The organism is Streptomyces sp. NBC_01465, from assembly GCF_036227325.1.
GTDB lineage: Bacteria > Actinomycetota > Actinomycetes > Streptomycetales > Streptomycetaceae > Streptomyces.
The window spans coordinates 9,061,036-9,086,158 of sequence record NZ_CP109467.1 but is presented as its reverse complement, the minus strand read 5'-3'; the positions used below and the strand labels follow the sequence as shown (position 1 = coordinate 9,086,158).

Below are 25,123 nucleotides of genomic sequence, written 5' to 3'. Positions count from 1 at the left end.
GGGTCACCAGCCGAGGAGGGCGAAGGGGTCGTGGCCGCCCGTGGTCGGGGGCTGTGCGGGGTCGGGTGTGAGGCCGGTGGGCGCTTGGAGGTAGGTGTGCCGGGTGCGGCGGGTGGTGAAGGTTCTGGTGGTGGGGGCGAAGGAGAGGGGGACGTCGTCACGGACGTCGTCCCCAGTCGGGTCGTCGAGGGTGGCGGGCAGATCGATGTGGGCGGCGTGGCCGTTTTTGCGTCCCCACCGTGCGCGCACGGCCGGGGTGGCCTGCCAGGGTTCCGAGCGCAGCGCTTCAAGGAGTGTTCCGTTGCGCTGTCCCAGGGTCAGGGGTTGTGTGGGCGCGCAGGAGCGTCGGCCGAGCGCGAGGGGGAAGGCGGGGTGGCGCACGGCGTGTTCGAGGGTGGTGATGAGTTCGTGGGGGCCTTCTACGGCGGCGAGGAAGATCGCGTCTTGCAGGTAGAAGCGGTGGGTGATGTGGGTGCGTTTGGCGGGTGAGGTGGGTTTCTGGACGCCCTTTGCCGTGACCGCAGCGGAGAGCAGTGGCTGGCCGCGGTAGTCGCCGACTGTGTGGTAGTCGCGCAGGATGCTGCCGGGTTGGTCGATGCGGATACCGAGTGCGAGCCCGGCCAGGTCGTCCAGGGCGGCGTGGCGGGAGCGTCCGGCTGCGGCGGCGAGGAGGCCGACGACGCCGGATTTGGTGGGTTCGGGCCGGGTTTCACGGCGGTTGAAGGTGCTGCGGTCGCCCCATGCCTGGAGTGGGGCGGAGAGTCGCAGCAACAGCACCGAGGTGGGCTCCGAGGGTGTCACTGTGTTCCCTCCAGGGCGGTGGTGATGCGGGCGCGCAGGGTGGAGCGGAGGTCGGCGAATGTGAGGGACTCGCCGAAGGCCTGGGTGAGGGAGTCCACGGTGTCCTTGGTGCGGGGTTCGCCAGCGGTGAAGGTGTGGCTGGCCGCCACGCACAGGGGCTCATCGCCCCATACCCGGGTGGCGGTGATGTGCTCTTCGGCCAGGCGGCGGGCGGAGTGGGCCTGGATGCCGGCTTCGGCGGTGACGGGCTCTTCGAAGGCGGAGACCAGGTTGACGGGCTGATCGGTGCGCACGACAACGGCGACGAGGCTGGGGCGGGTGCGGTGGGCGAAGGAGTTCTGGTAGCCGGTCGGTGCGGACAGCGTGAAGCTGTCGACGAATCGGTCCAGGGCGTCGAGGGCTGCGTCGGTGTCGCCGCCGAGGTTGTCGGTGAGCTGGGCGAATCCGACGGTGGCGTAGCGGTAGAGAGTGGCGGAGTTGAAGCCGATGGTGCCGATCATTCCGGCACCGGTTTCGTCCTTCTCGTTCTGATCGTCGACAGCGGTGAAGTAGTCGAACTCCAGCTGTGTTTCGTGGGTGGAGAGTGCGTGGGCCACTTGTACGGCGGCATCGACGTTCAGCTTGGGGATGTCGGCGACCATGCGGCCGAACAGGGCGACGCCCATGGGGTGTCCGGTCTCGAAGTGCTTGGCGACGGGCAGTTCGTTGACTGCTTCGGTGAGGGCCTTGTCGTCCAGGGCTGCGAGGTCGCCGGCGTGGTCGGTTACGAGGGCGGCCACGGCGTCGAGCTGGGCGTTGCCGTAGAAGAGAAGATAGGCAGTGTCGCCGGCTTTCTTTCCCTGGCTGAAACCGAGCTGGGCGAGCAGTTGTGTGGCGATCCTGTCGGCGCCTTCGCGGTCCAGGCTGGTGTTGCGCGTGATCCGGTTCGTCAGTTCCTGTGTGATGCGTTTGGTGCGGGTGGAGCGGTCGGGTTGGGGAGCTTGGGCGTCGAAGTGCTGTCGGGTGGCTCGCTTCCATGCCTGCGACGAGGCGCGGGAGCGGCGGACGCCGCCGTAAATGGCCTCTTTCGGGTTTCCCTGGTCGTCACGGTTGAGGTTGGCGGGCGGGACGGTTTGGACGACATGCACGTCGATGTAGAGGCGCCGGGTCATTTGGTTGCTCCTGGTCGTGTGAGTGAGCGGTGCCGGTCGGAACGGGGCCGCCTTGTTGGGAAGGCGGCAGGCGTATGCGCCGGGGCTGTGGTCAGGCGGGCTGCTGGCCTGCTGCCGGTTCGCGGGGTCCGGGGCGCTGGGTCCAGCCGTAGTAGTCCAGGCCCCAGCGGCGGCGCACGAGGGAACGGGATGAGGGCCGGTTCCAGTCGTGGAGGTCACGAGCCAGCCGGTTGTAGTCGAGGGGCTGTTTGATGTCCTTGAGCTGCGTGATCAATCCGCGTAGCCGGACCTGAAGTGCGGGCATCGAGGTGGCGGAGAAGGCTTGTTGGAAGCGGGAGTCGACTGCCTCGTCGCTGGTGCGGTCGTGGCGCCGGAGTTCACGCATGGCCCGGCCCAGGCCGACTCCGTCCCGGTGCATGGGCCGATCCTGGCTCTGCTGGTGCAGCCCGTAGAGAGCGAGGGCGATGTGTTCGGCCTCTTGCTCGGCCGACACCTCACCGCGGCGGGCGGCGAAGTCGTCGACCGGGCAGGTGTAGAACGGAAACATCTCCAGCACCGTGCCCGCGGGGCGGCCAAGTCCCCGGCGCAGGACCGCAAGATCCTCGCCGGACGGTCGCTGTGCGGCCGCAGTGCCGTCCTTACGCCGCCACGTGCCGTCCGCGGCAATGTAGCGGTGCCAGATTCTCTGCTTCGTACGGTCTTCGCTCATGCCCGTGTCCAGACGTGATGGGGAAGGGATGTCTCGAGATAAGCGCGCGGAGCGCCCGGCCGCCGTGGCCCGGCAGCCCGCGGGCTGAGGTGATGCGCAGATGAAGCACCGCGAGGTGCTCCACCGCCTACGGACTGGCGGGGAGAGGGGAACTGCGCCGGGCGGCTTCGGCCCGGTGGAGGATCTCGCCGCGGCGTGTCAGGAAAGAGGCCTCGGCCAGCGAGACCCGGTACGTGCGCTCGGGTTTCCCCTCCCCCTGGGAGACGGCTCTGCCCACGAACGCGCCCACGGGGACCGCTTGTAGGAGGCGGTCGGCGACCTCCCAGCTTGTGCGCCAGGCGAGTTGCTCCCACGCGAGCTGCCCGGCTTCGATCAGCTCCAGGTCCTCAGCGGATCTCATCCCGGTCAGCAGGCGCCGCACCAGCGGATCCAGGGCGTGCAAAACGAGTTCGCCGGGGCGTTGCCCCTTGTCCCAGGGGATCGGCTCCGCGCCGAGTGAACGCCGCAGGTCTGCCGAGAGGTAGTTGACAGCGGTGGCCAACTGCTCTGCCTGTTCCGTGACTTCCAGGAGTGCGGAGTGGACGTCGCTGTCCGCGCGGAGCGCGGCCAGCGGGAGGGGCAGTGCGTCGAACATCACGTCCTCGATGACGGCCGACTGATTCCCGTACGCGATGCCGGAGAGCTCCACGCGTAGGGGGTAGTTTTCGCCGAGCTCGGGCGCCAGGGCGCCGGCCTGGTCCAGGAGCTTGCTGGTGGCGAACCCGCTCGTTTTCTCCCCGGCATCCTGGGACTGCCGTTCGGGGGCCAGCAGCGCATCGAGCCCTCGCCATGCGGCCTTCCCCGGCTGGAGGCGCAGAGGACGGCGCGGCGGCGCAGTACGTCCTTTGCCCTTCGCGACTCCTCGCCTGCCGGTCGGCTCCACCCGCCACATGGTGTGCGGCTCGATTTCAGGTGTGTACGGCATGCGGTCCCCGGCTGCGACCAGAACGCGCGTCACCCGCAGACCGTCATCGGTAGCCTCGGGGAAGAGCCGGATGCGGCGGGACTGCCAGGTCCACAGGTCCAGGAGCCCTTCGGGCATCCGCTCCTGCCACGGGGAGGCTCCGGCGGAACGTCGGTCTGCAGGATCACGCCTCCGCCACTGCGGCAGGTCGGAGGAGACCGGCGGGGCACCGACGGGAACATTCAGTAGCAGCGTCTCGAACAGTGTCGCCCCGACGAGCAGGGTGATACCCATCTGTCCGAGTGGCCCGGTCGGATTCCCGGTGGTCTTGCCCGCTTTGACCTTCGGGTCTCCCACGGCGCCCGTCTTGATCGCTGCGGTGTCCCAGCACTGCGCGTGCAGCAGCCAGTGCGCCGCCTGCGCCGGCGTTAGCGAGAAGGTGTCACCTTCCGTACGCGAGGCGAACAGTGGCACGTTGTTACCGGTGGCGGCAGTCGCGACGAGCAGCCCGGAGCTCTTCGTCTCGCCCTTGGCCGTGCACAGCCCGGCAACCTGGCCGAAGGGGTTCACCTGGTCGAAGAGGTCGAAGAGAGAACCGTACTTATTCAGGTAGTCCTCAAGCTTCGATCGCTGTTCCTGCGACCAACGCCCCCGGGAGAACCAGGTCATCCACTCACGTTCGTCGGCTGGGCGGCCCAGAGCGTCAAGGACGACAGGGAGCAGAGCCTGGCGGAGCACGGCTGCCCGCTGGGTGGGCATTTCCACCACGAGGTTCCCGAACTCGTGCGCGTCCAACAGGGCGGCGCCTAAAGGGTGTTCTCGCGCAATGCCCCCTGCGGAAGGCGGTAAGAGTAACCAGGGTTGGTCCACCAGCGGAAAGCTCGGAGCCATCAATTCCCCCTCGAAGCAATCTTCTATGTTTTACGCTAGCAGTGTGGTCCGTCAGCGCGCCTGGAATCCGCACAACAAGGCGTGGAAGTACGGCTGTTGACCCTGCCGACGCTGGCCCATCGAGGCCGTCGACGCAGGGATGGTCCCCTTCTGTGTTTACACAGCGGAGTGGTCATCGCCTCGACCCCGCACGCGCGGGGCACGGAGCCGCCGGGGCACCTGCCCCGGCGGCTCCCCCACGCGCCTGGGCCCGATCCCGTCGACATCGCGCGCCGGCCACTACAGCTGCCGGAACCCGAACTCCTCGTCGTAGGTCACCGTGGCATCCCCGAGCTGGGCCCGGTGCGAGGCGTCCAGTACCAGAGCGCGGCACCTCCCCAGCCACGGATGACCGAGCCAGCCCGGCAACGGCTGCAGCTTCAATGCCGGTTCTGTGAATTTCGGCGGGAGCCGGACCACTGATCCCAGCACCTCGTCCAGCACGTCAGGGGCCACATCCCCGTTGACGCTCAACGCCCGCCCGGCCAGCGTCCGAAATACCGCACCCTCAGATTCCTGGGCCACCAGGACCACTTCAACGGACTCCTCGCCGTCGCGAACGGCCGCCTGCAGGGCCCCCTCGTCACTGCCCGCTGTGGAACCGCCGTAGTGAAGACCCACCAGAGTGCGCCTCTCATGCTCACCCTGCGGAGTCAGCAAGAACGTCCGTGCATTCTCAGCCCGGGCCCGGTCCCGGTCCCCCTGCTCCCGGCAGGCCACCTCACCGGCCTCCCGCCAGGCCTCAGGCAGCAGCGAGACATCCGCCCCGTACACCTTCTCCACCAGCCCGGGCACCTCCCCCGGAATCGACCACCCTGCCCCCGCGCCGGGCAGCACGGCAGCGGTCCGCATCAGGAGATGACGCCCGTAGATCATCTCGCTGGCGTACGGGAACGCCGGCTCGCGGCTCTCGCGCGGATCCAAGCCGGTGACGAACACCCGAGGAACCCGCAGCCTCTCCGGACGCCACGTGCCCGCATGCCGGTGCAGCCTGCCCACCCGCTGAAGCAACAAATCGACGGGGGCCAAGTCCGTGACCAGCATGTCGGCATCTACGTCAAAGGACTGCTCCGCAAGCTGCGTTGCCACCAAAATCAGCCGGCCGCCCTGGGGCCGCGGTGTACTCGGGCCCAACAGCCGCAAGCTGTCCTCGGTCAAGTCTGCCCGCCGAGCCACGGTGAACCGAGCATGAAGAAGACGCACCTCATGATGCGCGAATCGTCCGCGCAACTCCTCGTAGAGGGACTGCGCCCGCACCACGGAATTGCGGATGACCAGCGCAGTCCCTCCGTCAACGAGCTCACGCGCCAGCAACTCCCCCACCCGTGCATCGGCTTCGCCCTGCAACCGCTCCCGATCCTCACGCGAGGACCGAACAACAGGCACCGACTCGGGCACGATCCGCACTGCCACCTCGAGATCCTTGCGCCAACTGTCCGTCGACTGAACAAGAACCCGCGGCGCTCCCGCACCAGAGACCCATGCCGTCGTGACGCTCGGATAACCCGCCGCCGCGGGTACCTCAACACTCATCTCCTCACGTGAGGCCGCACCGGTCACGTACGCCTCGACCAGCGCCTGGCGCTGCGCGGGGGCGAGCGTCGCCGACAGGACAACCACCGGCACTCCTGCCTGGCCCAGCCAGCGCAACGCCTCTCGCAGGAACTGGCTCATGTACACATCGCACGCATGGACCTCGTCCAGAATCACGACCTTGCCGCCCAGACCCGCCATCCGAAGCATCACATGCCGTGTCCGGGTCGCCGCGTACAGAAGCTGATCGACCGTACCGACCACGAACGGAGCCAGTAGCCCGCGCTTCGGCCCCAGGAACCATTCGGCCGGCGCCTGCCGCTCGGTGGCGCAGCACGCCTGAGGCCCGACACCGTACGGGTCGTCGCCCAACCCGAACTCGTCCACCCCGCCAAACGCCTCCCCACCAGGAGGAGCGTCGCTTCCCAGCAGGTTCTTCCATTCCTGGTTGAAGGCCCTCTTGCCGTGCAGCAGCACCACCCTGGAGGCCAGGCGCCCGTCAATCGCCCCCACCCAGCGACGCGTACGCGTGAACATCGGGTCGCTGGTCGCCTGGGTCGGCATCCCCACGAACACACCATCCGCGCCGAACCTGGCCGCCAGAACTTCCGCGACCGCCTGAGCGGCCTCCGTCTTCCCCTCCCCCATCGGCGCTTCGATCACCTGGAGCCCCGGGCCGTCCATGTGGCGGGCCGCCTCAACCGCCATGGCCTGGAGCGGCCTCGGCGCATATCCGTACCGCTCCCGAAACGTCTCTGGCCCCGGTTCGGTCAGAGCGCCCCATCCGCTGTGCAGCCCCAGGGCCGTCCACGCAGCCGCTGCTCGCTCACGGGAAGCGTCCAGACTTACCAGTCGTAGATCGTCCATACCCACGAAGAAGCGCTCATCGCTGGCAATCCAGTCCGCCATCACCACCAGGCCGCTGAGCTGCAGCTGGAGTGCTCTGGACGGAACAGCCACCGGCTTCACCTCGTCGAGCGAGCCTAATCCGGCCTCTCGGGTGAACACCTCAAGCGCAGCCTGCTGAACTCGTCGCCACTCTCCGCGCCCCCGCAGCTGCCCCTTCGCGTGACTGGGCTCCTGCACGTCCCGCAGCGTAGGAAACGCACCGTGGTGCCCGGCCACCAAGGGCCACACCCAGTCCACCTGCTCATCTTCCCACCCAGCCTCAGCCAGCACATCACGCGCGATCAGACCACCGGCCCAGTCGTGCCGCCAGCGTTTCTGCTGCCTTGCCCCCGCCACAGCAGCTCGTTCGACCCACGTCATGCCCGCCCGCCGCACAGACTCCGCGCCTTCCGCCCACAACCGCTGATGCGTCGGCGTCGCCTTGCCGCAGTCGTGGATTCCGCAGAGCCAAGCGAACAACCGGCGCCCCTGTCCCGGCCCACCCGCCACCTCATCCAGAGCTGCCTGCACAGAGCGCGCGAGAAAGCTGTCCCACAGCACCTCCGCAACCGCCGCCGTATCCAGGAGATGGGCCATCAGCAGGTTCGTGGTGCCACCAGCCCGCTCCCGCGATTTACCCCACAAAGTCTCCAACGCCCGTACAACAAAAGGCTCGTAACGCTGGCTCAGCTGCAACCTGTCCACGCTGCCCCACCCCTAGTCGGAACTGAGCACCAGAGCGTACGGGCCACCACTGACAATCCCGCGTGAACTGCAACAACGCCCAGATTCCCGGTTCGAGGGGCTACTGCTTCTGACGGGCACACGTGCTGTCATGCGTTCGACGGCGCCCGATCTGTACAGGACCCGCCGAGATTCGTTGCACCCCGGCACCCCTGCCAGTGCGGGGTTGACAGAACCAGCAGCTGCGCGCCACCTGGTACCGGAAGATCCCCGCAGGCGCGGGGTCGACGGGACGAGGAACCCCTTGGGGCCGTACAGCAGGGGAAGATCCCCGCAGGCGCGGGGACGACTGCGCGGCGATGTGGTGTGCTCCGTCGTCCGCCGGAGGATCCCCGCAGGCGCGGGGTCGACACGGCCAGCCAGTCCGCCATGTCCAGCTCACACGGAAGATCCCCGCAGGCGCGGGGTCGACGGCAGCTGCGGGGGCGCGGAGAGTGGCGTCGGGGGAAGATCCCCGCAGGCGCGGGGTCGACTCCGGCTTCATCGGCAGCCTGTCGGGCCCTGGAGGAAGATCCCCGCAGGCGCGGGGTCGACGTGGGGGTGTACGGGGTTTCGATCTCCCCGTACGGAAGATCCCCGCAGGCGCAGGGTCGACCAAGGGGGCGCCTCCGACTCCGTAGCGGTGGCACGGAAGATCCCCGCAGGCGCGGGGTCGACGGCGCACTGTACGAGGACGTCGAGAACGACCGCGGAAGATCCCCGCAGGCGCGGGGTCGACGTTCAGGTCCCGCCCTTTCCCGGCCGCTCCGCCGGAAGATCCCCGCAGGCGCGGGGTCGACTGGTCGATGACCGCGTCCATCGCCCAGTGGTAGGGAAGATCCCCGCAGGCGCGGGGTCGACCGACCGTGACCGGGTGGTGGACTGACCCGGGCAGGAAGATCCCCGCAGGCGCGGGGTCGACCGGCAGTTGCGCCATCGTGTGCAGGTGGCCGAGGGAAGATCCCTGCAGGCGCGGGGTCGACGCCTGGTTGGCGTGGAGTGCGGCATCTGCCGCCGGAAGACTCCCGCAGGCGCGGGGTCGACGACTCGACCGTCCGTCCCTCCACGTCGCCCCACGGAAGATCCCCGCAGACGCGGGGTCGACGTGATCTTCACGCCGGAATCGCTGGTCTGCCTGGGAAGAACCCCGCAGGCGCGGGGTCGACCAGCCGAAACCCCAGATCGACGCGATGTCCGAGGGAAGATCCCCGCAGGCGCGGGGTCGACAGGCCGGCGGGCCAGACCGCGCACGTGAACGGGGGAAGATCCCCGCAGGCGCGGGGTCGACCAGCAGCAGGCGCCCGAGCCTGCCCGTCCTGGTGGAAGATCCCCGCAGGCGCAGGGTCGACATCGTGCGGAGCGTCGCCGGGGCGCTGGAGGTCGGAAGATCCCCGCAGGCGCGGGGTCGACACGTTGCGCGCACGGTCCACGGCTCGCGACTCCGGAAGATCCCCGCGGGCGCGGGGTCGACCTGAACGACGGCGACCTGATCTCGAACCTGACGGGAAGATCCCCGCAGGCGCGGGGTCGACATCCCAATCACTGGCGAGTTTTCCGCACGGCGCGGAAGATCCCCGCAGGCGAGGGGTCGACATCACCCTCGACGGACTGCGGATGCCGAGCGCCGGAAGATCCCCGCAGGCGCGGGGTCGACGCGGCGTCACGGAGTCCGCCGATGACAAGGTCCGGAAGATCCCCGCAGGCGCGGGGTCGACGGGGCCCAAATGGGGCGCGCCTTGCCCCACACCGGAAGATCCCCGCAGGCGCGGGGTCGACAGGACGAGACCGGCCGCCAGGTTGTTGCCCGGGGGAAGATCCCCGCAGGCGCGGGGTCGACCGGTTGATGAGCTCGAACCCGTAGAACCTCGCGGGAAGATCCCCGCAGGCGCGGGGTCGACATCCCCAGCCCGTACGAGTCGGCCCCCGGCCGGGGAAGATCCCCGCAGGCGCGGGGTCGACGGCAACCGGTTCGTCGCCGGGTCCGCCCGCACCGGAAGATCCCCGCAGGCGCGGGGTCGACCATGACAGCGCCCCGTCGCGTGGCCTGGGCGACGGAAGATCCCCGCAGGCGCGGGGTCGACCTCCGGGGTCTAGCTGCCAGGCTCACCCGGAGCGGAAGATCCCCGCAGGCGCGGGGTCGACACTTCTTGAACTGCGAATCTACCGGGTGGGTTGCCTGTTTTCATTCAGTTGCTTCGAGGGAGGGCTGAGAGCTGGCCGCCGCGCCACAGGCACGGACGGTCGGGCGTGGTTCGCTGGTCCAGGCCAAGGATTCGCAGCTGTCGGATCTCGGCGAGGCGCGCGGCACGCCGTGGCTCGTGCAGCAGGCGCGGAGGCAGCGGGACGACCGGTCAACGCATTGAAACGGCCGCTGTTCCTTCCTGCGAAGGGGGAGGATTGGCGGGTGTTGTGGTTCACGTGGTCATGCTGGCGGGCTGTCCTTGAATGTGTGGGTGCGGTGCCACTGGTAGTACTTCTCGCGGTTCTCGTTCCACCAGGTGACTTTCTGGTTGGTGAGCCACTTCTCGATGTGTTCGGCGACTGCCGGGAGGTGCTGGGCGAGCGGGCTTACCTGGATCAGGCCGTGGGGGGCTACGGTGATGTAGCCGTGCTCGTAGAGTGCGTCGCAGCCGAAGGTGCAGGCGAGCATTGCGATGTTGGTGAGGTCGCGCTTCTCTTCGTCGTCGCAGACCGCGCGCTTCTTGATGTGTGCCCCTATGAGGAAGGCGCCTGGGAGGTGGCGTCCGCATAGGGCGCACTCGCCGGTGTTGCCGGGCAAGAGTCGGCGCTTGAGGGCCGCTTGCTCGCCCCGATGGGCCCGCTGAGAGGTGCGCTCCAGCTCTCCGTCGAAGTTGGCGATGGCTGCTTCTTCCTCCTGTTCATCGACGGGCGCCAGCGCGGCTGGGGCTGGGTCGAGTGTCAGGAGTGAGTGGAGGGTGTCGCTGTCGGCGTCGTCGAGGATGGTGATTCCCATGACGTTTCGCTTTTCGTCCCATTTGAGGAGTTTTCGAACTTCCGTGATGGGGATGTCGAAGCCTTGGACGCCGGAGATTGCGTACATGAACTCCCAGGTGCTGCCGTCGTCCTCTGAGTCCCATAGTTGCTTGGCCATGGCTTTGTTGCGCCATGTCAGTGCGATGGTTCCGCCGAGGTACAGCTTGTTCTCGCCGGTGAAGACCACTCCGTCGCCGGGACGCATCTTCTTGATCTTGGAGGCGTTGGCGTCGTTCTTTCCTGGTGCCACTCCCCACATGGGGGCAGAGCCACCGGGGAACAACTGGCGCAGTTGGTCGAGGACATGTGCGTCAAGGAGGTGCGCGTAGTCGTCGAAGACCACCCAGTTCGCGATGGTGTCCAGGTAGTGCTTGTTGACGACCTTCCTCGCGCGCCTTGCCGGCTGCATGACGATGCGCATCGGCTGACTCATCCCCCCAGCTGTGTGTACTTGTCCGCCCGGCCTCGTGCGAGGTGTACCGGGTACTTTCGATCGTTGGTCTTGATCTTCTCAAGGAGGGCCTGCTCCAAGTCAAGATCGAGAACGTCGGCCAGCCTGAGCAAGTACGCGAAGACGTCGGCGATTTCCTCGCGCACCTGCGGCGCTCGGACGGGATCGTCCATCACGGCTGAGGACTCGTCCTGGGTCAGCCACTGGAAGATTGCGAGGAGTTCGCCACTTTCGCCGGCCAGGGCCATGGCCAGGTTCTTTGGGGTGTGGAACTGTTCCCACTCGCGTTCAGCGGCGAAGTCGGCCAGCGACTTCTGCAGTGATCCGATCGTCATGCTCCCAGGAATACCAGGTGGCACTGACATGTGGTCGCGGTCTGACCCTGCGCAGAGTCGAGTTGTCAGTCTCAGCTGGTATACGTCTGGCCATGCATCTTCACGGGGGCAGGGTTGCCGATGTTGCACGGGACGTCACACAGGCTGCGTTCATCGAGGCGTGTGAGCGACGGTTCCTCAAGGTGTTTGGCTTCGCGCCGAGCGCGGACGAGGTGCGCAGCTGGCGGCGTAGCTGGCCGGCCCTCATGTCTGCTTTGTGTAGTGCGGGGTTGGGTGAGCTTCGTGTGCTGCTTGAGTTCTCCCTTCCGGCTACAGGGGAGCGCATTGATGCGCTGGTCATCGGCGAGGCTCCCGATGGTCGTCTGTGCACGGTGGTGATCGAGCTGAAGCAGTGGACCACCGTCCAGACGAGCCGTTTTCGCCCTGGCATGGCGAAGATCGGTCAGCGTACGGTCCAGCACCCGGCGCGACAGGTGCGTGGGTATGTCCGTTACTTGGAGGACTGGGTTTCTCGGGACGAGTTCTCGTTGTGGGTACGCGGGCTGACCGTTCTTCACGATGCCGGCCCGGAGTTGATTGGCCAGTTGCAGGAGGGGGTGGTGGGTGGGGCGGCGGGCGCCTTTCCTCTGCTCGGCCGTGACGACCTTGCAGCCGAGCCTTCGCGTGAGGCTCTTGCCGAGCGCCTGGGATGCGCGAGCTTGCAGCCGGCCTCGCAGGAGAGCGTCAAGGTCTTCTTGGATGCTGAGCATCGCCCCTCCCCCGCTTTGCTGGCCAGGGCGGGCCAAGTAATCGAGGGCAACGATGCGTTCACGCTCCTTGGCGACCAGGACCTGGCACTCCAGGAGGTCTGGCACGCTGTCAAAGCCTCGCAGGAGCGGGGGAAGCGCAGCACGATCGTCGTGACCGGCGGTCCCGGCACCGGTAAAACGGTCATCGCCTGTCGGCTCCTTGGTGAGCTGTGCCGCGAGGCCGGCGCCAATCCGCGGCTGTTGTCGCCCTCCGGCACGCTCACCCGCCAGCTGCAGCGCACGGTCGGGGATACCTCTCGTGGCCTGATCGCCACGTTCACCGACAGGATCCCGGCCGGAGTAACGGCCGACAGCGTCGTGCTGCTCGATGAAGCCCACCGATCCCGCACCTACCCCGACCACAGTCGTGCTGCTTTCCCGTTGACGCTGGGAAAGCTCTTGAACCGGGCGTCAGTTGCCGTGCTCTTCCTCGACGAACAGCAGATCGTGCGGCCCACGGAAGGTGTCACGCTCGACGAACTCACGGAGCATGCCCGCGACCAGGACCGCTATCTCGGGCACATTGACCTCACCACCCAGTTCCGTTGCAACGGCTCCAGTGGCTACCACCGGTGGATCGATCAGTTCCTCCAGCCGCAGGGCCTAACTGCGCCCTGGTCCGGCTCGGACTACGACCTCGCGGTGGCCGGCGACCCCGACCAGTTCACCGCTTGGATCGGCTCCCACACGGACAAGGGCCTGACCGCCCGGATGACAGCGGGTTTTTGCTGGCCCTGGGAATCGCCAGACACTCCCCCGCTTCGCCCCGAAGTCGAGCTCACCTGGAGCGGGCCCCAGGGGCCGCGAACCTGGGTTCGTCCGTGGAACGCGCGTATGGACACGCCGGACCTCGACTACCCGCAGGTGCCGGCTCGACCGTATTGGGCCACTGATGAAGGGGGGCATGAACAGGTTGGCTGTATCTACACCGCGCAGGGGATGGAGTACGCCTACAACGTCGTGATCATCGGCAAGGATCTCGTCCGCCGAGGCGACAAGTGGGTCGCTCAGCCAGAGGAAAGCTGCGACAAGGCGTTCAAGGGCATCTCCCCGGAGCGCTATCTGCGCTTCGCCCTCAACACCTACCGCGTTCTCGCCACCCGGGGAACCAGAGGCACCCGCCTGTGGTCCAACGACGAACAGACGCAAGCCCACTTGGAGGCCCTGTTGCCGCATCATGATCGACGCCCTGGCCAAGGCTGAGTGTCAATCGGGTGCCGTAGGCTCGATCATCGGCTGAAGCCCTTTTCGACTGTGCGGACGGTTGTCTCGCTGGCCTCGGCTGCCCGAGCGACGGCCCGGATCCACCTCGGCCAGCGGAAGTGATCCAAACGAACCGGCCTAGCAGCCGCTGAAGAAGTCGGTGAGGGCGGCGGCGACGGCCTCGGGCTGCTCCTCGGGGATGTAGTGACCGGCGTCGGGCACGATGACGCCGGTCACGTTCTCGGCCCACGGGCTGATGGAGGCCGCCATATCCGGGATCGAGCCGTGGCTGCTGGAGATTCCGAGGACGGGTACGGTCAGTCGCCGTTGCTCGAGTGCCGCGTGGTTCTTGCGCGCGGACTCGGCGGCGTCGCGGTAGGAGGCGAGGCCGGCGCGCAGGCCGCCATCGACGGCGAGGGCAGCACCGTAGTGGTCGAGCTCTGCTTCCTCGAACGCGTCGGGCGCGAGGGACTTGGTCTTCAGGAACCAGCTGATGTACTCCCGCTCGCGGCCGGCTATCAGCGTCTCGGGAAGATCGGGCACCACGTGGAACGCGAAGTGCCAGGTCTTGAACGCCAGAGCCGGGTCGAGAGGGATCGCTTCCGGCATGGTGATACCGGGAATTCCGGCGTCGAGCAGCGCGACCCCGTGCAGTCGGCTCTCGTAGTTCAGGGCGAGGGAGAAGGCGACCCAGGCGCCGATGTCGTGCCCGGCGAGCCAGTAGTCCCGCACGCCGAGAGCGTTCACAGCGGCTTGGATGTGCGCGGCGACCGTGTGCGTGTCGTAGCTGAGCTCCGGATGCTCGGAATTGCCTTGGCCCGGCCGGTCGATCGCTATGACCCGGAACCGATCGGCGAGAGCAGGCATGACCTTTCGCCAGGCCCACCACGTCTGCGGGAACCCGGTGAGCAGGACGACGGCCGGTCCGTCCGGCCGACCGCCTTCGACGGCGTGCAGGCGGACGCCGTCGGCGTCGACCCAGCGGTGCGTGAATCCGGCCAGGTCATGCAGAGGCAGGGCGGGGACGGGGTTGGTCATGGGAATCCTCCATCGAGGCGGGTGGACCGTGATTCGACGCTAACACGTCTTGAACTGATCGGTCCAAGATGGGAGGATGGGCTGCATGGCAGGCAAGAAGCAGTTCGACATGGACACGGTGCTCGACGCCGCGATGATCCAGTTCTGGCGCTCCGGCTACGCCGACACCTCGCTCGACGACCTGTCCCGGGCGACCGGCCTGAACCGCAGCTCGATCTACTCCTCGCTCGGCGACAAGGACGCGCTCTTCCTTCGCTGCCTGGATCGCTACGCCACGCGCTACGGCGCCAAATTCGACGCCGCCCTCTCGTGCGCGGCCGAGGACCCCGTCGCCGCCGTCCGTGCGTTCTTCGATGTCACCCTGAGGCGCATCGCCGACCCCGCCGTGCCCGACGGATGCCTCATGGCCCAGTCGGTCATGGCGAGTCCGGCGCTGAGCCCAAGCGTCGCAGAGCACGTCAAAGAGTTGTTCGGCCTCCAGCGCCCGCGCCTGCGCACCGCGCTGAAGGCCGGCGGAATGTCCGACGAGAACGCCGAGAACTTCGCCGTTCACGTAGCGGCCGTAAACCAGTCTCTCGCGGTGATGGGCAGGGCCGGCTCGAGCCCGGAGCAACTCCGGGCGATCGTCGGTGTGACCCTCGACGCGCTCGCGCGGGCGCCGCGCCGATGATGACGATGCTGGCCGTCACACTGGCCCGCTCCGCGGTCGACGCCGGACACCGCGTCTACTTCCCTGCCGCCACCGAACTCGCAGCCAAGTGCCACGAGGCCGTACTTGAAGGCCGCTGGTCGAGCATCATGAGGTTCTTCGCCGGCCCCGCCTGCTCGTGATCGATGCACTGGGCTATCTCCCGCTTCCGGGCGATGGCACTTCAGCCCTGTTCCAGGTGATCAACCAGAGGTATCAGAAGTCGAGCACGATCCTCACGACCAGTGTCGGTATTGCCAAAGCGCACATGTTGCGGCGAACCCGTGCGAGGTGGTGCCTGAACAGCATGGGTTCGAAACGAATAGGCAGGCCGCCCGGGCGGACGTAGTCTGCGTGCCGTGACGGTGAGATATGTGTTGGACGGCAGCCAGGTCAGGACGCTGGAGGACTTCTGGCGGGTCGCCGGTGAGAGCATCGGCTGCGGCGGATACTTCGGACGGAATCTTGATGCCTTCGCTGACTGCCTCGGCGGCGGCTTCGGGACGCCAGACAGCGGCGACTTCAGGATCGAGTGGCGTGATCACACGGTCTCCCGTCAGCACCTCGGATACCCCGAGACCGCCCGTCAGCTGGAGATGCGGCTCGCTCGGTGTCATCCGACGAACAGGTCCCGTGTGAGCGCCGAGCTCGCAGAAGCCCGTGCTGGACGTGGCCCAACTGCCTTCGACTGGCTGGTCGAAATCATTGAAGAGGAACTTCCCGGGGGCCTGCGCCTTCGTTAGCCAGGCGGACCGGTCACGGAGCTGGCAGTCGGCCCGCATCGACGTGGTCGGCGAGATAGATCACGGCAGCCTGCGGGTCCATACCGAAGGCGGCCGCGACGAGTTGGGGGGTCCATCGTGTTCACCAGGTCGACCGTGATGAGCTTGCCGACGTCGCCGTCGATTCCACAGGCACAGAGCACGACGTACAGGAAGGACCTCTTGGCCTGCTGGTCGGACTGATCGCTCACGCGAGGACTCCCGGTTGACGGCTGCAATGGTGCAGTTCCGGCAGAGTGCGGCGGCGGTCGAGGCAGTGCTCTGCTCTACGGTGGCGGCCATGGCACCTTCTGAGATCACGCGTGCGGGCATCCTGCAGGCGATTGCCGAGCACGACCAACTCGGCCCGGAGGCTTTCCGGGACGCGTACGGCTTTCACGCCGCGGCGATCTACTTCCTCCAGTACGAGGGGAAGTTGTACGACTCGAAGGCCATCGCCGGCGTCGCCCACCGCTACGACTTCGGACGAGCGCTCAAGCCCTCACAGCTCAGCGGGGGCCTCAAGCACGCAGTGGCGTGGCTCAGGAGGGAAGGCTTCACTGTCGTGGAGCCGCCCAAGTCCTTCCACCGGCGGGTGGGAGACGTCCGTCCGGCACGTCGTGCAACCGGCCCTGCTCTGCATCGCCCCATCCTTCTGCTCTGGGCGATCGGACAGGCTATGGCTGGAGCCCCTCGCCTGCAGCCGTGGTCGTTCACTCGAGATGCGTTCGCGCCGCTGCTGGTGAAGTACGGCCAGGCTGAGGACGAAGCGGAGGGGGCTCGTTATCCGTTCTGGGCCCTGGTACGCGATGACCTGTGGATTGTTGAGACGGCGGACGACCTCACCCTGACCAGCCGAGGGCGGCGCCCCACCCTGGAATCTCTCAACGCAGTTGACCCCTCTGGAGGTTTGCGTGAGGACGACTACAACCTGATCCGCTCACAGCCCGAGGTGGCCGCGTCAGCGGCAGCGGGACTGATCATCCGCTACTTCCACCTACTTCCGGCAGGGTTGTTGGAAGACTTCGGCCTCCATGATCTGCTCGCCGGGAGATGGCCCGATGCGCTGCGTCCCCTGCTCGGAGAGACCTTCACAGACAGAGATGCCATCGGGCGGGTCCACGGTGGTCAGAAGAGGGCAGGCATCGGCTGTCTCGCTGATGGCATCTTGAGTGTCTTCTCCGATGACAAGGGGCCCTACGCCGACGGACGCATCCCCGATACCACCTGGATTGCCTATGTGAGTGATGGTCTGTCGGGCGACCAGAAACTCACGGACGGCAATGAGCTCATGGCCGAACATCAGGTCGCCGGACGCCCCCTGCGCTACTGGCACAAGCCGTTCCAGGGACAGTGGAGTTTCGAAACCTGGGCTGTCATCGTGCAGCGCCGACTGCGCTGGGGCACCGGAGACGACAAACAACCCCGCCGCGAGTTCCTCTGGGTCCTGGCGCCCATCCCCTCCCCAGAGCGCGACACCTGGCCCCCCGAGGTCCGTGAAGCTGTTGATGCCGATGCGGGCGAACTGCACGACGATACCGGCAACTACCGTCTGAGCGACCTCACAACCGATCGTGATGAGCCTTCCGACACCGGGGAGAGCGACACGGAGGCCTACAAGCGCCTGGCGCAAAAGGCGGAAGCAAACGCGGAGCGCCGGGGCCAGCTCAAGAAGCCCACACTGGCCGATAAGTACGTCCGCGACCCCAGTGCGCGAGGGGCCGTCCTCACCCGCTGCCAGAACAGGTGCGAGAGCCCTCAGTGCGCAGGCCATCCCAGCGAACGAACCAAAGCCGGGCTGCCGATCCTGCAGGTCGACCACGTCAAGGACCTGGCCAAGGGCGGGCCGGATGTCCCTTCGAACATGATCGCTCTGTGCCCGAATTGCCATGCCCTCAAGACCTACGGGGAGAACAGGGAGAAGCTCGGACGTCTCCTCGCAGCCACTGCACGCCGCCTGCATGAGGAGAAGCTCGCGTGACCCACACTCCACGAGATGTCGGCACCGAACCGGTGAACACCCCGGGCTCGTTGTGCTGACGCGTAGAGACGCCCGCACAGTCGTAGGCGGTGCGGGCGTCTCTACCCGTCAGCACAACGAGCCCGCCGGCAACCAAGATGTCTGGCATTTCCACCAGCATCTCTTCCCCCGCTACCCTGGCGACGATCTCTACGGCACGCCCCCACAGCCCGACTGGCTCCCCGCCGACCGGCGCCGCGCCTACGCGCAACGTCAGCGCACCGCACTCAACCCCTAAACCGCCAGGTCGTTGAGAGCCGCCGGCTGACGATGAACAAACGATCCGCGCTGGTAAAACACGAGATGTTCGTTCCCGGTCTCCGCGAAACAGTCGACTGCTGCCTCGCCTGCTGTCCTGTCCCGCTCAGAGGGAGGCACGGCCAAGGCCTGGCCTGCGGTGCCTCAGATGGAGCGAGTCGTAGGGATGCTGCTTGTCTCGCTCAATCTGAGGCAACTGGTGCCGTTTCGTGTTCGGCGGCGAAAGCGTCGAGGAGCTCGAACAAGACCTTGATCGCCTGCTTCTCGTCCTCGGGCGGTAGGTCCCAGATGCTGTCCCAGCCGCCCGGGATCGCGATGTGGAGGACTTGGCCGGGCCATGCATGGTTGCAGTCACGGCCGCGGCGCGCGACGAGCCATTCATGCCAGCCGGCAAGTCCGTGCCCGCCGTGTCGGAGGGCGTGCTGGTCGTAGCCGGTCAGGAACGCGGTGAGCATGTGGAAGGAGGTCTTGCCGACGAACATGCCAGGGCGTTGCCCGACGTTGGCGAAGTACTCGCGCTCGCTCATCTCCGAGAGCTGTGTCATGCGTTTCTCCTTGGCCTGACGCGCTTCCGACTTCTGGTGACCGGATTCAGCGGCAGGGTGTGCGGCGTTGTGAAGGTACCGGTGCTGGTCATCGCATCGTCGGGAAGATCCTCGATCAACTGGTCGGCGTGGGTGGGCGACAGACGTCGCTGAGCTCTCAGGTTTCCTGTGACTGCGGCATCGGTCCTGTGTCGGATCGGGCCTGGAGCAGTCTGTTGTGGATGTCAGCCAGGTGGATGAGGGCCTGTTCGGATGTGTGGGAAGCGATGGCTGCTTGGACGGCGGCTGTCGCTGGGCCGTTGGAGAGCCAGGACGAGAGTTCGGCGTAGGTCGCGCTCGTGGTGTCCCAGTAGGCGTTCTGTGCGACCAGCTGTCCCTGTCGGATGTCGGTCTGGGTGGTGACGAACTCGTGGAGGTTGGCGATGGACGCCGCGTTGTCGAGGGCGGACCAGGCGTGCAGGTGGTGGGCGATGCTCGGTTGGGCGCTGCCCAGTGCGCAGAGCAGGGTTCCGACGTCGAGCCAGGAGGGGTCCTGGGTGAGGATGTCGGTCCACAAGGCGTCCATCAGCTCTGTGAGGATCGCTGCTTCGGGCCAGGACTGCCAGTTCGCCTGGGCCAGTTTGATGAAGGTCAGTTCGAGGTCCGGCCAGTCCATGCCATCGATGATCAGCGACAGTTCCAGCAGGCGAGGTGCGAAGTAGCGGAAGTCTTCGGCGCTGCCGACCGTGTTCATGACGTTCAGGCCGTAGCTGACCAGATCGTCTGCCTGCAGTTGCTGTCGGGGCGTACTCAGCAGGACGGCGGCTTCCTCGGGCCAGAGGCAGCAGGGGCAGGTGCTGATATCGGTCGGGCGCGGGACGGCGGCGAAAGCGGTGTCGAGGGCCGCGACTACTTCAGCGTGAGGTCGAACCGTCATCTGGATATTCAACCCGAACCGGGTCCTGTTCGGTGATTCACGCTCACGTGATCTGCGCTTCGGGCTACCGGCCATAGGCGATCATCGCTTGGTACGGGCGAGGACGATAATCGCGCCGAGGTCCGTTGCTTGGTGCCAAACGACAGCACCCGCGACACGAAGCAGTGGCGGCCTGTCCCGCACCGCGCAGGACGGCGCCGAACGTGCCCTCCACGAAGCCGCCCATATCACCATGCTCCTGGAGGCCCACTCCCCCGCCCCCGGCAGCACCCCCGCTCCCGCCGCTCCCGCCCTGACCACCGCCCTCCAAACAGTCGGCCGACGAGGCGGCCCAAGCCGTACGCGACCGCCGGATCCCCGCCTGGCACCCGCCCCGCTTCGCGGCTGCGCCGGTTTTCTCCGCCAGGGCCTCAACGCCGTGTCCGCCGGACTCGCCCTTCCCTGGGGTAGCGGCAGCACCGACGGCACCGTTTGCAGAGTCAAGGCGATCAAGCGGCCCATGTGCGGCCGGGCGTCGTTCCGGCTCTTGAGGATCCGGATTCTCACCCGAGTTCGAGCCGACTCGTCCTTCGATCAGTAGTCAGAGCTGGCTGCTGATCTGCCGCGAGAACCCTTCGAGGAACTCCTGAAGAGTGGCCGCAGCGAGGTCGAACTGATCGAGCCAGGAGGCGGTGGTCGACCTCCAGACCTGCCCGGATCCGGCCAGTGCGAACAGATGGCCGCCGCCGTCGCTGGCGAAAACCAGGGCAGGCTCTTCCTCGTCGATCTGGACGGCCCCGTACTCGCGGAAGTGATCCGCGACCAGCGAGGCAGGATGGATGAAGTAACCGTTCTCCACATCGGGCAGGGAGACCTCGTCGACCACCCAGTACATCGTGGTCAGGTCCGAGGGAATCGGCGTCAGCTCCACGAGCGCGTCGGTGGCCTGGTGGCTCTTCTCCGTGGCGAGCACGACCGCGTTCCTGCCTGGCTCGAAGCCGTGCAGTGTTTGGAACGACTGCATCAGCTCCGCGAGCGCCGCATCCGCGTGCTCACACCAGCCGCGGAGCCACTCGGTATCAAGCCGTTCACCAGCCACGATCGCCCCTCAGGCTCCTGGGAAGTTCACCCTCTCGGAGTCGGGAAGAACATAGCAGGAGCGTCCACGCGGATCACGGGATCCAGCGGGCCACCACACGCTCGGCCACCGAGAAGCCGGTCCCGCAGTCCGGGCAGGCTGCTCGCCCGAACAGGCAACGGACGCCATGAGCCAGCCCCTCCTGGCCGTCCGCCATCGCCTGCGTGAACAGCCTCTGCGGCAGCTCTGCCAGCTCCTGCACTCGCGCCGGTTGGAGGGGTGACCTCTGCACTTCCTGCAGCGCGTAGTCGTCGGTGCAGGAGAAGGAGTCCTCTTGCCCGGTCACCACGAACATGTTGACGCCGCAGTGGGGGCAGTCGACCTCGTACTCCCCGGTCTGTAGACCGTCCAGGGAGCGATCCCAGATCTCGACGCCCTCGAAGGAGAGCAGGGCCTGCAGCAGGTTCACGTATTCGTCGGCTGAGGCCGTCTGGTTCAGACGGCGATCGGTGAGCTCGTGCAGAACCGCAATCGGAGCCGAATAGACCGTCAGGGGGCTCGCGGGCTCGGACAGCCCGGGCGAACAGGAGGCGATTGCTCCCGCTGCCAACAGCACCGGGCCCAGAGCCTCCCGGCTGCCCGCGGTCGCGATCTCGGCCAAGCGAGGAAGTGCGGCGAAGCTGGCGGTGAAGGCGGTGTCCCACTGCGGACACAGGTGGTCCATCAGCTCGGACCACACACCGGTCGGATCGGCCTCGAACCGGTCAAGGAGGCCAGGCAGGTGTTCCGCGGAACCGCACGCGTCGGCGAGTGTCGACCAATCCGTCATGCGGTCATCCAACCAGGAGGCTCTGGACGGGTCGCACCGGATACGCGACTCCAAGACCATTCACAACATGCCGGTCAGAGCCACGTTCACACGTACCCCGACAGCCGACCTGAGCTAGCCAGCCCCTCAACTGGGCGCCGCACCCGCATGCGAATGCTTCGGTCACCACCGCTCGTTGATGGCACCCGGCATCAGGTGCCGCACGAGCTGTATCACGCGGCCCGGACGAACCGGGAACGCAAGGCACTCACCCGCCCCTCGATTCCCTGCTGCCCGGTCCGCCCGGCGCGACGGGCGGTGCGACGGGCCCTGCGGGCCTCGCCGACGAGGCGCTGGCGGTCGGCGCTGCGGAGGAGCTCGGCCTGCTGAACCTGGTGGATCTCGTACTCGTACATGATGTGGATTCCCCTGCTGCGAAGGTGTGTTGTCGCTCTCTGCGATGTCTCTACCTTCGTCTCCCAGGGGGTTCTGCCACATCGGGAGAGTGCCCCATCTCCACGACGAAGGGGCCTTAGACGGCATACACGCAAGGGTGCGTACGGCCTAAGGTCCCACGGGGAGGAGTCACCGCCGCCATCCCGTCTGGCCCACCCCAGCGATTGAACCGTGCTGTTCTGATCAGAACGGCGGTTCGGAGCAGTCGCCCAGCCTGGGGGCAGACCGCGGTCGCGGGTGCGAGTCGTCGTGCTCGGGGGCGCAGACCGCAAATGTCTCCCGCTGCCCTTCCAGTCCGGTGGCGTCCTCGCCCCACCTAGTGAGGGCGTCGATGGCCCGCTCGCGGTACTGCCACAACCTGCTCACTCCCAACACGCCACGCAGCAACGGCACCAGAGCGGCCCGGCGAGAGCGCAGCAGGGGGTCATCGAGCAGCGGGATGCAAGCGGCGATGGCGGCCTCGCGCACGTGCAGGTCAGGGTCATCGAGACAGGCAGCGACCGCGGTATGGAGCAGCGGCCGAATCAACTGGGTCTGCACGAACGGCGGGTAATCCTCCGGTGGGAAGCCGTGATGACGGCTGATGGCTTCCGCCTCGTCGCCGGCCTCATCGGCGACCGAACCCAGCCAGCCCAGCAGTTCGGCACGCATGGGTCCGGGAAAGGTCTGCGCCTCCTTCTCGCCAGGCACCGCGGTCCGCGGATCGGCAAGGATCCCCGCGACGTAGAGCGCAGCTGGCACCGTCGCCGAGTACAGCGTGTTCTGGTGATGGACGTCGTAATGAAGATGGTCCAGGGCCCGCGCTCGCCCCCGGGGGTCGTCATCCAGCAACGCGGCCAACCAGCGCGGGGTGTCCTCAGCCGTCCCGTACGCGTGCTCCAGCACACCCCAGTCATACCCCGCCAACACCGCAGCAGGATCGGGCAGACCAGCAGACACCACAGTGCGTTCGTTCATCACTTCCGGAGTATGACAACACCCAACAGCAGCCGAACAAACAGGCCCCAGTGCCACACCACCTGTCCGATCTCAGGAGAAGTGGACCATCGTGAGGCGGTGGGATGGGATCGCGCGCGATCCCCGGGACTGGAAGGAGCACATGGGCCGACTCGCTCAGGACTGGGTGACCTACCAGCGGACGCGTGACTGAACACTCCTCGTGGGTCTGCCAGATGACGGGCGGGTCTGGTGAGGGTTGTGGCCTGGTGAGCTGCTCTGCATGATCGACGGCATGAGTACGGAATCCGTGGTCGAGAAGGCGTGGCGTCTGCTGTTGGCTCGCGACCCCAGCGCTCGCCGGGGCGATCCCGAAGTAATCGAGGCCGCGGCCGCCGAGCCACGTCTGCGTGCGCTGTTCCCGTTCCCGAGCCACGGCTGTCTCACCTTCCACCGGAACACGGACTTCCCCTGGAGCAACGACCTTCCGTTCATCGCAGGTGAAGCGCCGTACAAGGTGTACGCGATGGGATATGCGGAACTCCTCGGTGAGGCGGCAACCGCGCAAGAGGCTGCCGCGCTCCTGGTCGCCCATCTTCCAGAGGACTGCGGGCCGGCCGTCGAGGGGCCCTGGCTGCAGTGCAATGACTACCGTCCGGGCCCGTGACAGAGACAAGTGATGTCTGCCGAGATCTCGCAGCGCTGATGGTGCCGTCGGCGGGGTCTGTGGTGGAGCCGGATGACCCGTAGGAGGCGTACAGGCTTCTGGGTCCGGTGAGGTGGTCGCGCCGGTGGCGGACTACGTGAAGGATCTGCAGGCGACCGGGAGGCCCGCGAAGTCGCAAAGGTCTTATCCGCTGGCGCTGTTGCGGTGGTGTCGGCTCCTTCTCTGCACCAAGTCAGGTGGCAGCTGGTGGTTGATGAAGCGCTCGTTCTCCGAGCGCTTCATCAACCACAGGTCAGCGACGCAGTGGTCGCTCCGCATCCAGCAGTCGCAGCTCGGATTCGAGCGGCGGGCGGCCTTTTACAGGCCTGTGATGCCGGCCTGCTGTGCCTGTAGCTCCGAGCGGACGAGTTCGAGGAGTCGGCCTGCCCAGTTGCGGCCGCGTCCGGCGTTGTCCCCCCAGAAGCCCGAGTCGGCGTCGTCGTAGATCACGGTGGCGTCGTTCGTGGTCAGGAGGATCTCGGCCAGGTCGGGGTGCTGGTGATACTTCGCGCGCAGGAGGTCCGTCATCACCGCGGTGCGGGCGTGCTGCCAGCCCTCACGCTGTGCTGCCGCGGTCGCGGACTTGCGTGCGGCGGCATGGGTCTCTGCCGTGGCGATCGCGGTCCGGACCTCGGGGTCAGCGACTGACAGCGCCCAGTAGGCGTGGGCGGCAGATGGGTAGCCGGCCTCGCCGACGACAATCGGGGCCGGGTAGTCGTTGCGCAGGCCCCGGAATCCCGGGGCATCGACCGGTTTGCTCGGATACGTGTGGTACAGCTTGATCGCCGGGGCGAAGGAGGTCACGGGTCCGTCTGCCGGGGCGCGTGTGGCCCGTTCAGCAACCCATCGTGCCCGTTCCTCGAAGTAGGCGACGGCCCTGTCGTAGTCCTCCTGCATGATCGGCCCCTCGGCCGGGATATACGTTTCGCCGCCGGGTCCCGCCACCAGCACCCGCAGCGGCCAGTCTTTGCTGTCCATGTCGCCCAGTGCGTAGCGGCGCTGCGAGATCGGGATGGCCAGGAAGGCGTTGCGGGCTGCGGCGCGGTTTGCCTCGGTCCGGTCGGCGAGGAAGGTGTCGACGGCGGCGAGGCACCGGCCCGTTGAATCCGGGCGCCCGTTGAGTTGGTCGATGGTGTCTCGTATTTCGGCGACCAGCAGGTCGGGGGTGAGGTGGCTGTGGGGCTCGCTGAAGGTCCAGCTGGCCAGTTCGAACGCGGATGCCTTGGCGCCGTCGGGCAGGGTGGTGGCTACCCAGCCGCTGTCGAGCTTGTTCTGGAACTCCTCAAGGGTGACCAGTTCCCAGCAGTCGATGAGCCCGTCGGCATAGATGAACAGGTCGGTGAGGAAGTGCGTGCCGCCGTTGCGGATGAAGGCGTGGCGCCAGGTGCCGGGTATGCGAACACCGTCCACCGTGCGGTGAGTTGTCTTGTTACCGATCATCCGGCGATTGTGCCGCAGCTGCGGGGACGGGGAATTTCCGCACGG

Annotated in this window: 22 protein-coding genes and 1 CRISPR repeat array; of the genes, 7 read left to right on the top strand and 15 right to left on the bottom strand. The window is 67.0% G+C overall.

Annotated features, from left to right (window positions below; translation table 11 throughout):
• Nucleotides 1-3 precede the first annotated feature (3 nt).
• From cas5e to OG707_RS42095, 7 genes are all read right to left on the bottom strand, one after another.
• Nucleotides 4-801: a type I-E CRISPR-associated protein Cas5/CasD gene (cas5e, locus tag OG707_RS42125; RefSeq protein ID WP_329127526.1), complete on the bottom strand. Its 798-nt coding sequence runs from the start codon at nt 799-801 to the stop codon at nt 4-6.
• Entirely contained in the window at nt 798-1,952 is a 1,155-nt protein-coding gene (cas7e, locus tag OG707_RS42120; RefSeq protein WP_329127524.1) for a type I-E CRISPR-associated protein Cas7/Cse4/CasC, read from the bottom strand. Before cas7e ends, cas5e begins: the two co-directional genes overlap by 4 nt.
• 91 nt (nt 1,953-2,043) lie before the next feature.
• Complete coding sequence (gene casB, locus OG707_RS42115) at nt 2,044-2,661, bottom strand: type I-E CRISPR-associated protein Cse2/CasB (RefSeq protein WP_329127522.1); 618 nt, start codon at nt 2,659-2,661, stop codon at nt 2,044-2,046.
• A gap of 127 nt (nt 2,662-2,788) precedes the next feature.
• A complete protein-coding gene (gene casA / locus OG707_RS42110) occupies nt 2,789-4,495 on the bottom strand; it encodes a type I-E CRISPR-associated protein Cse1/CasA (RefSeq protein ID WP_329127520.1) in 1,707 nt (568 codons plus the stop codon).
• A 279-nt stretch (nt 4,496-4,774) separates the two neighbouring features.
• On the bottom strand, nt 4,775-7,660 hold the full coding sequence (gene cas3, locus OG707_RS42105) for a CRISPR-associated helicase Cas3' (protein ID WP_329127519.1): 2,886 nt from the start codon (nt 7,658-7,660) through the stop codon (nt 4,775-4,777).
• A gap of 240 nt (nt 7,661-7,900) precedes the next feature.
• A CRISPR array of direct repeats spans nt 7,901-9,820; the repeat unit is 28 nt; unit sequence GGAAGATCCCCGCAGGCGCGGGGTCGAC.
• 280 nt (nt 9,821-10,100) lie between these two features.
• Nucleotides 10,101-11,093, bottom strand: a complete 993-nt coding sequence (locus OG707_RS42100; protein ID WP_329127518.1) for a hypothetical protein — start codon at nt 11,091-11,093, stop codon at nt 10,101-10,103.
• A gap of 8 nt (nt 11,094-11,101) precedes the next feature.
• Nucleotides 11,102-11,458 (bottom strand): nucleotide pyrophosphohydrolase, encoded by a 357-nt coding sequence (locus tag OG707_RS42095; RefSeq protein ID WP_329127516.1) that lies wholly within the window; start codon nt 11,456-11,458, stop codon nt 11,102-11,104.
• A 92-nt stretch (nt 11,459-11,550) separates the two neighbouring features.
• Here OG707_RS42095 and OG707_RS42090 point away from each other — a divergent pair, with 92 nt between their 5' ends.
• On the top strand, nt 11,551-13,449 hold the full coding sequence (locus OG707_RS42090) for a DNA/RNA helicase domain-containing protein (protein ID WP_329127514.1): 1,899 nt from the start codon (nt 11,551-11,553) through the stop codon (nt 13,447-13,449).
• A gap of 138 nt (nt 13,450-13,587) precedes the next feature.
• On the opposite strand, the gene OG707_RS42085 is transcribed toward OG707_RS42090, so the two are convergent.
• Nucleotides 13,588-14,487, bottom strand: a complete 900-nt coding sequence (locus OG707_RS42085; protein WP_329127512.1) for an alpha/beta fold hydrolase — start codon at nt 14,485-14,487, stop codon at nt 13,588-13,590.
• Nucleotides 14,488-14,572: 85 nt separating this feature from the next.
• Between OG707_RS42085 and OG707_RS42080 the strand changes: the two genes are divergently transcribed.
• From OG707_RS42080 to OG707_RS42065, 5 genes are all read left to right on the top strand, one after another.
• Nucleotides 14,573-15,157 carry a TetR/AcrR family transcriptional regulator gene (locus OG707_RS42080; RefSeq protein ID WP_329127511.1) on the top strand — a complete coding sequence of 195 codons (585 nt, stop codon included), beginning with the start codon at nt 14,573-14,575 and terminating at the stop codon, nt 15,155-15,157.
• Nucleotides 15,154-15,318: a hypothetical protein gene (locus OG707_RS42075; RefSeq protein WP_329127510.1), complete on the top strand. Its 165-nt coding sequence runs from the start codon at nt 15,154-15,156 to the stop codon at nt 15,316-15,318. Before OG707_RS42080 ends, OG707_RS42075 begins: the two co-directional genes overlap by 4 nt.
• A complete protein-coding gene (locus OG707_RS42565; protein WP_443071464.1) occupies nt 15,315-15,524 on the top strand; it encodes an ATP-binding protein in 210 nt (69 codons plus the stop codon). Before OG707_RS42075 ends, OG707_RS42565 begins: the two co-directional genes overlap by 4 nt.
• Before the next feature lie 10 nt (nt 15,525-15,534).
• Nucleotides 15,535-15,918, top strand: a complete 384-nt coding sequence (locus OG707_RS42070) for a barstar family protein (RefSeq protein ID WP_329127509.1) — start codon at nt 15,535-15,537, stop codon at nt 15,916-15,918.
• Between the two features lie 319 nt (nt 15,919-16,237).
• The gene (locus tag OG707_RS42065; protein WP_329127507.1) at nt 16,238-17,917 is read left to right on the top strand and encodes an HNH endonuclease; all 1,680 of its coding nucleotides are present in this window, start codon (nt 16,238-16,240) and stop codon (nt 17,915-17,917) included.
• A gap of 479 nt (nt 17,918-18,396) precedes the next feature.
• Here OG707_RS42065 and OG707_RS42060 read toward each other — a convergent pair whose 3' ends face one another.
• The 6 genes from OG707_RS42060 to OG707_RS42035 form a co-directional block, all read right to left on the bottom strand.
• A complete protein-coding gene (locus tag OG707_RS42060) occupies nt 18,397-18,759 on the bottom strand; it encodes a hypothetical protein (protein ID WP_329127505.1) in 363 nt (120 codons plus the stop codon).
• 157 nt (nt 18,760-18,916) lie between these two features.
• Nucleotides 18,917-19,675 (bottom strand): hypothetical protein, encoded by a 759-nt coding sequence (locus OG707_RS42055; protein WP_329127504.1) that lies wholly within the window; start codon nt 19,673-19,675, stop codon nt 18,917-18,919.
• A gap of 580 nt (nt 19,676-20,255) precedes the next feature.
• On the bottom strand, nt 20,256-20,753 hold the full coding sequence (locus OG707_RS42050) for a hypothetical protein (protein WP_329127502.1): 498 nt from the start codon (nt 20,751-20,753) through the stop codon (nt 20,256-20,258).
• A 73-nt stretch (nt 20,754-20,826) separates the two neighbouring features.
• Complete coding sequence (locus tag OG707_RS42045) at nt 20,827-21,561, bottom strand: hypothetical protein (protein WP_329127500.1); 735 nt, start codon at nt 21,559-21,561, stop codon at nt 20,827-20,829.
• 212 nt (nt 21,562-21,773) lie between these two features.
• The gene (locus tag OG707_RS42040) at nt 21,774-21,956 is read right to left on the bottom strand and encodes a hypothetical protein (RefSeq protein WP_329127498.1); all 183 of its coding nucleotides are present in this window, start codon (nt 21,954-21,956) and stop codon (nt 21,774-21,776) included.
• A 223-nt stretch (nt 21,957-22,179) separates the two neighbouring features.
• Nucleotides 22,180-22,953, bottom strand: a complete 774-nt coding sequence (locus OG707_RS42035) for a hypothetical protein (RefSeq protein WP_329128235.1) — start codon at nt 22,951-22,953, stop codon at nt 22,180-22,182.
• Between the two features lie 274 nt (nt 22,954-23,227).
• On the opposite strand from OG707_RS42035, the gene OG707_RS42030 reads away from it, so the two are divergent.
• Nucleotides 23,228-23,599, top strand: coding sequence for a DUF6193 family natural product biosynthesis protein (locus OG707_RS42030; protein WP_329127497.1), 372 nt, complete (start codon nt 23,228-23,230; stop codon nt 23,597-23,599).
• Between the two features lie 357 nt (nt 23,600-23,956).
• Here OG707_RS42030 and OG707_RS42025 read toward each other — a convergent pair whose 3' ends face one another.
• A complete protein-coding gene (locus tag OG707_RS42025) occupies nt 23,957-25,078 on the bottom strand; it encodes an NADAR family protein (protein ID WP_329127496.1) in 1,122 nt (373 codons plus the stop codon).
• Between the last annotated feature and the right edge of the window lie 45 nt (nt 25,079-25,123).

Bases quoted from the DNA above. Each gene is read 5' to 3' on its own strand.
- cas7e (WP_329127524.1), bottom strand. From the start codon at position 1,952: ATGACCCGGCGCCTCTACATCGACGTGCATGTCGTCCAAACCGTCCCG.
- casB (WP_329127522.1), bottom strand. From the start codon at position 2,661: ATGAGCGAAGACCGTACGAAGCAGAGAATCTGGCACCGCTACATTGCC.
- casA (WP_329127520.1), bottom strand. From the start codon at position 4,495: ATGGCTCCGAGCTTTCCGCTGGTGGACCAACCCTGGTTACTCTTACCG.
- OG707_RS42100 (WP_329127518.1), bottom strand. From the start codon at position 11,093: ATGCGCATCGTCATGCAGCCGGCAAGGCGCGCGAGGAAGGTCGTCAAC.
- OG707_RS42095 (WP_329127516.1), bottom strand. From the start codon at position 11,458: ATGACGATCGGATCACTGCAGAAGTCGCTGGCCGACTTCGCCGCTGAA.
- OG707_RS42090 (WP_329127514.1), top strand. From the start codon at position 11,551: ATGCATCTTCACGGGGGCAGGGTTGCCGATGTTGCACGGGACGTCACA.
- OG707_RS42085 (WP_329127512.1), bottom strand. From the start codon at position 14,487: ATGACCAACCCCGTCCCCGCCCTGCCTCTGCATGACCTGGCCGGATTC.
- OG707_RS42080 (WP_329127511.1), top strand. From the start codon at position 14,573: ATGGCAGGCAAGAAGCAGTTCGACATGGACACGGTGCTCGACGCCGCG.
- OG707_RS42075 (WP_329127510.1), top strand. From the start codon at position 15,154: ATGATGACGATGCTGGCCGTCACACTGGCCCGCTCCGCGGTCGACGCC.
- OG707_RS42065 (WP_329127507.1), top strand. From the start codon at position 16,238: ATGGCACCTTCTGAGATCACGCGTGCGGGCATCCTGCAGGCGATTGCC.
- OG707_RS42060 (WP_329127505.1), bottom strand. From the start codon at position 18,759: ATGACACAGCTCTCGGAGATGAGCGAGCGCGAGTACTTCGCCAACGTC.
- OG707_RS42055 (WP_329127504.1), bottom strand. From the start codon at position 19,675: ATGACGGTTCGACCTCACGCTGAAGTAGTCGCGGCCCTCGACACCGCT.
- OG707_RS42045 (WP_329127500.1), bottom strand. From the start codon at position 21,561: ATGACGGATTGGTCGACACTCGCCGACGCGTGCGGTTCCGCGGAACAC.
- OG707_RS42040 (WP_329127498.1), bottom strand. From the start codon at position 21,956: ATGTACGAGTACGAGATCCACCAGGTTCAGCAGGCCGAGCTCCTCCGC.
- OG707_RS42035 (WP_329128235.1), bottom strand. From the start codon at position 22,953: ATGAACGAACGCACTGTGGTGTCTGCTGGTCTGCCCGATCCTGCTGCG.
- OG707_RS42030 (WP_329127497.1), top strand. From the start codon at position 23,228: ATGAGTACGGAATCCGTGGTCGAGAAGGCGTGGCGTCTGCTGTTGGCT.
- OG707_RS42025 (WP_329127496.1), bottom strand. From the start codon at position 25,078: ATGATCGGTAACAAGACAACTCACCGCACGGTGGACGGTGTTCGCATA.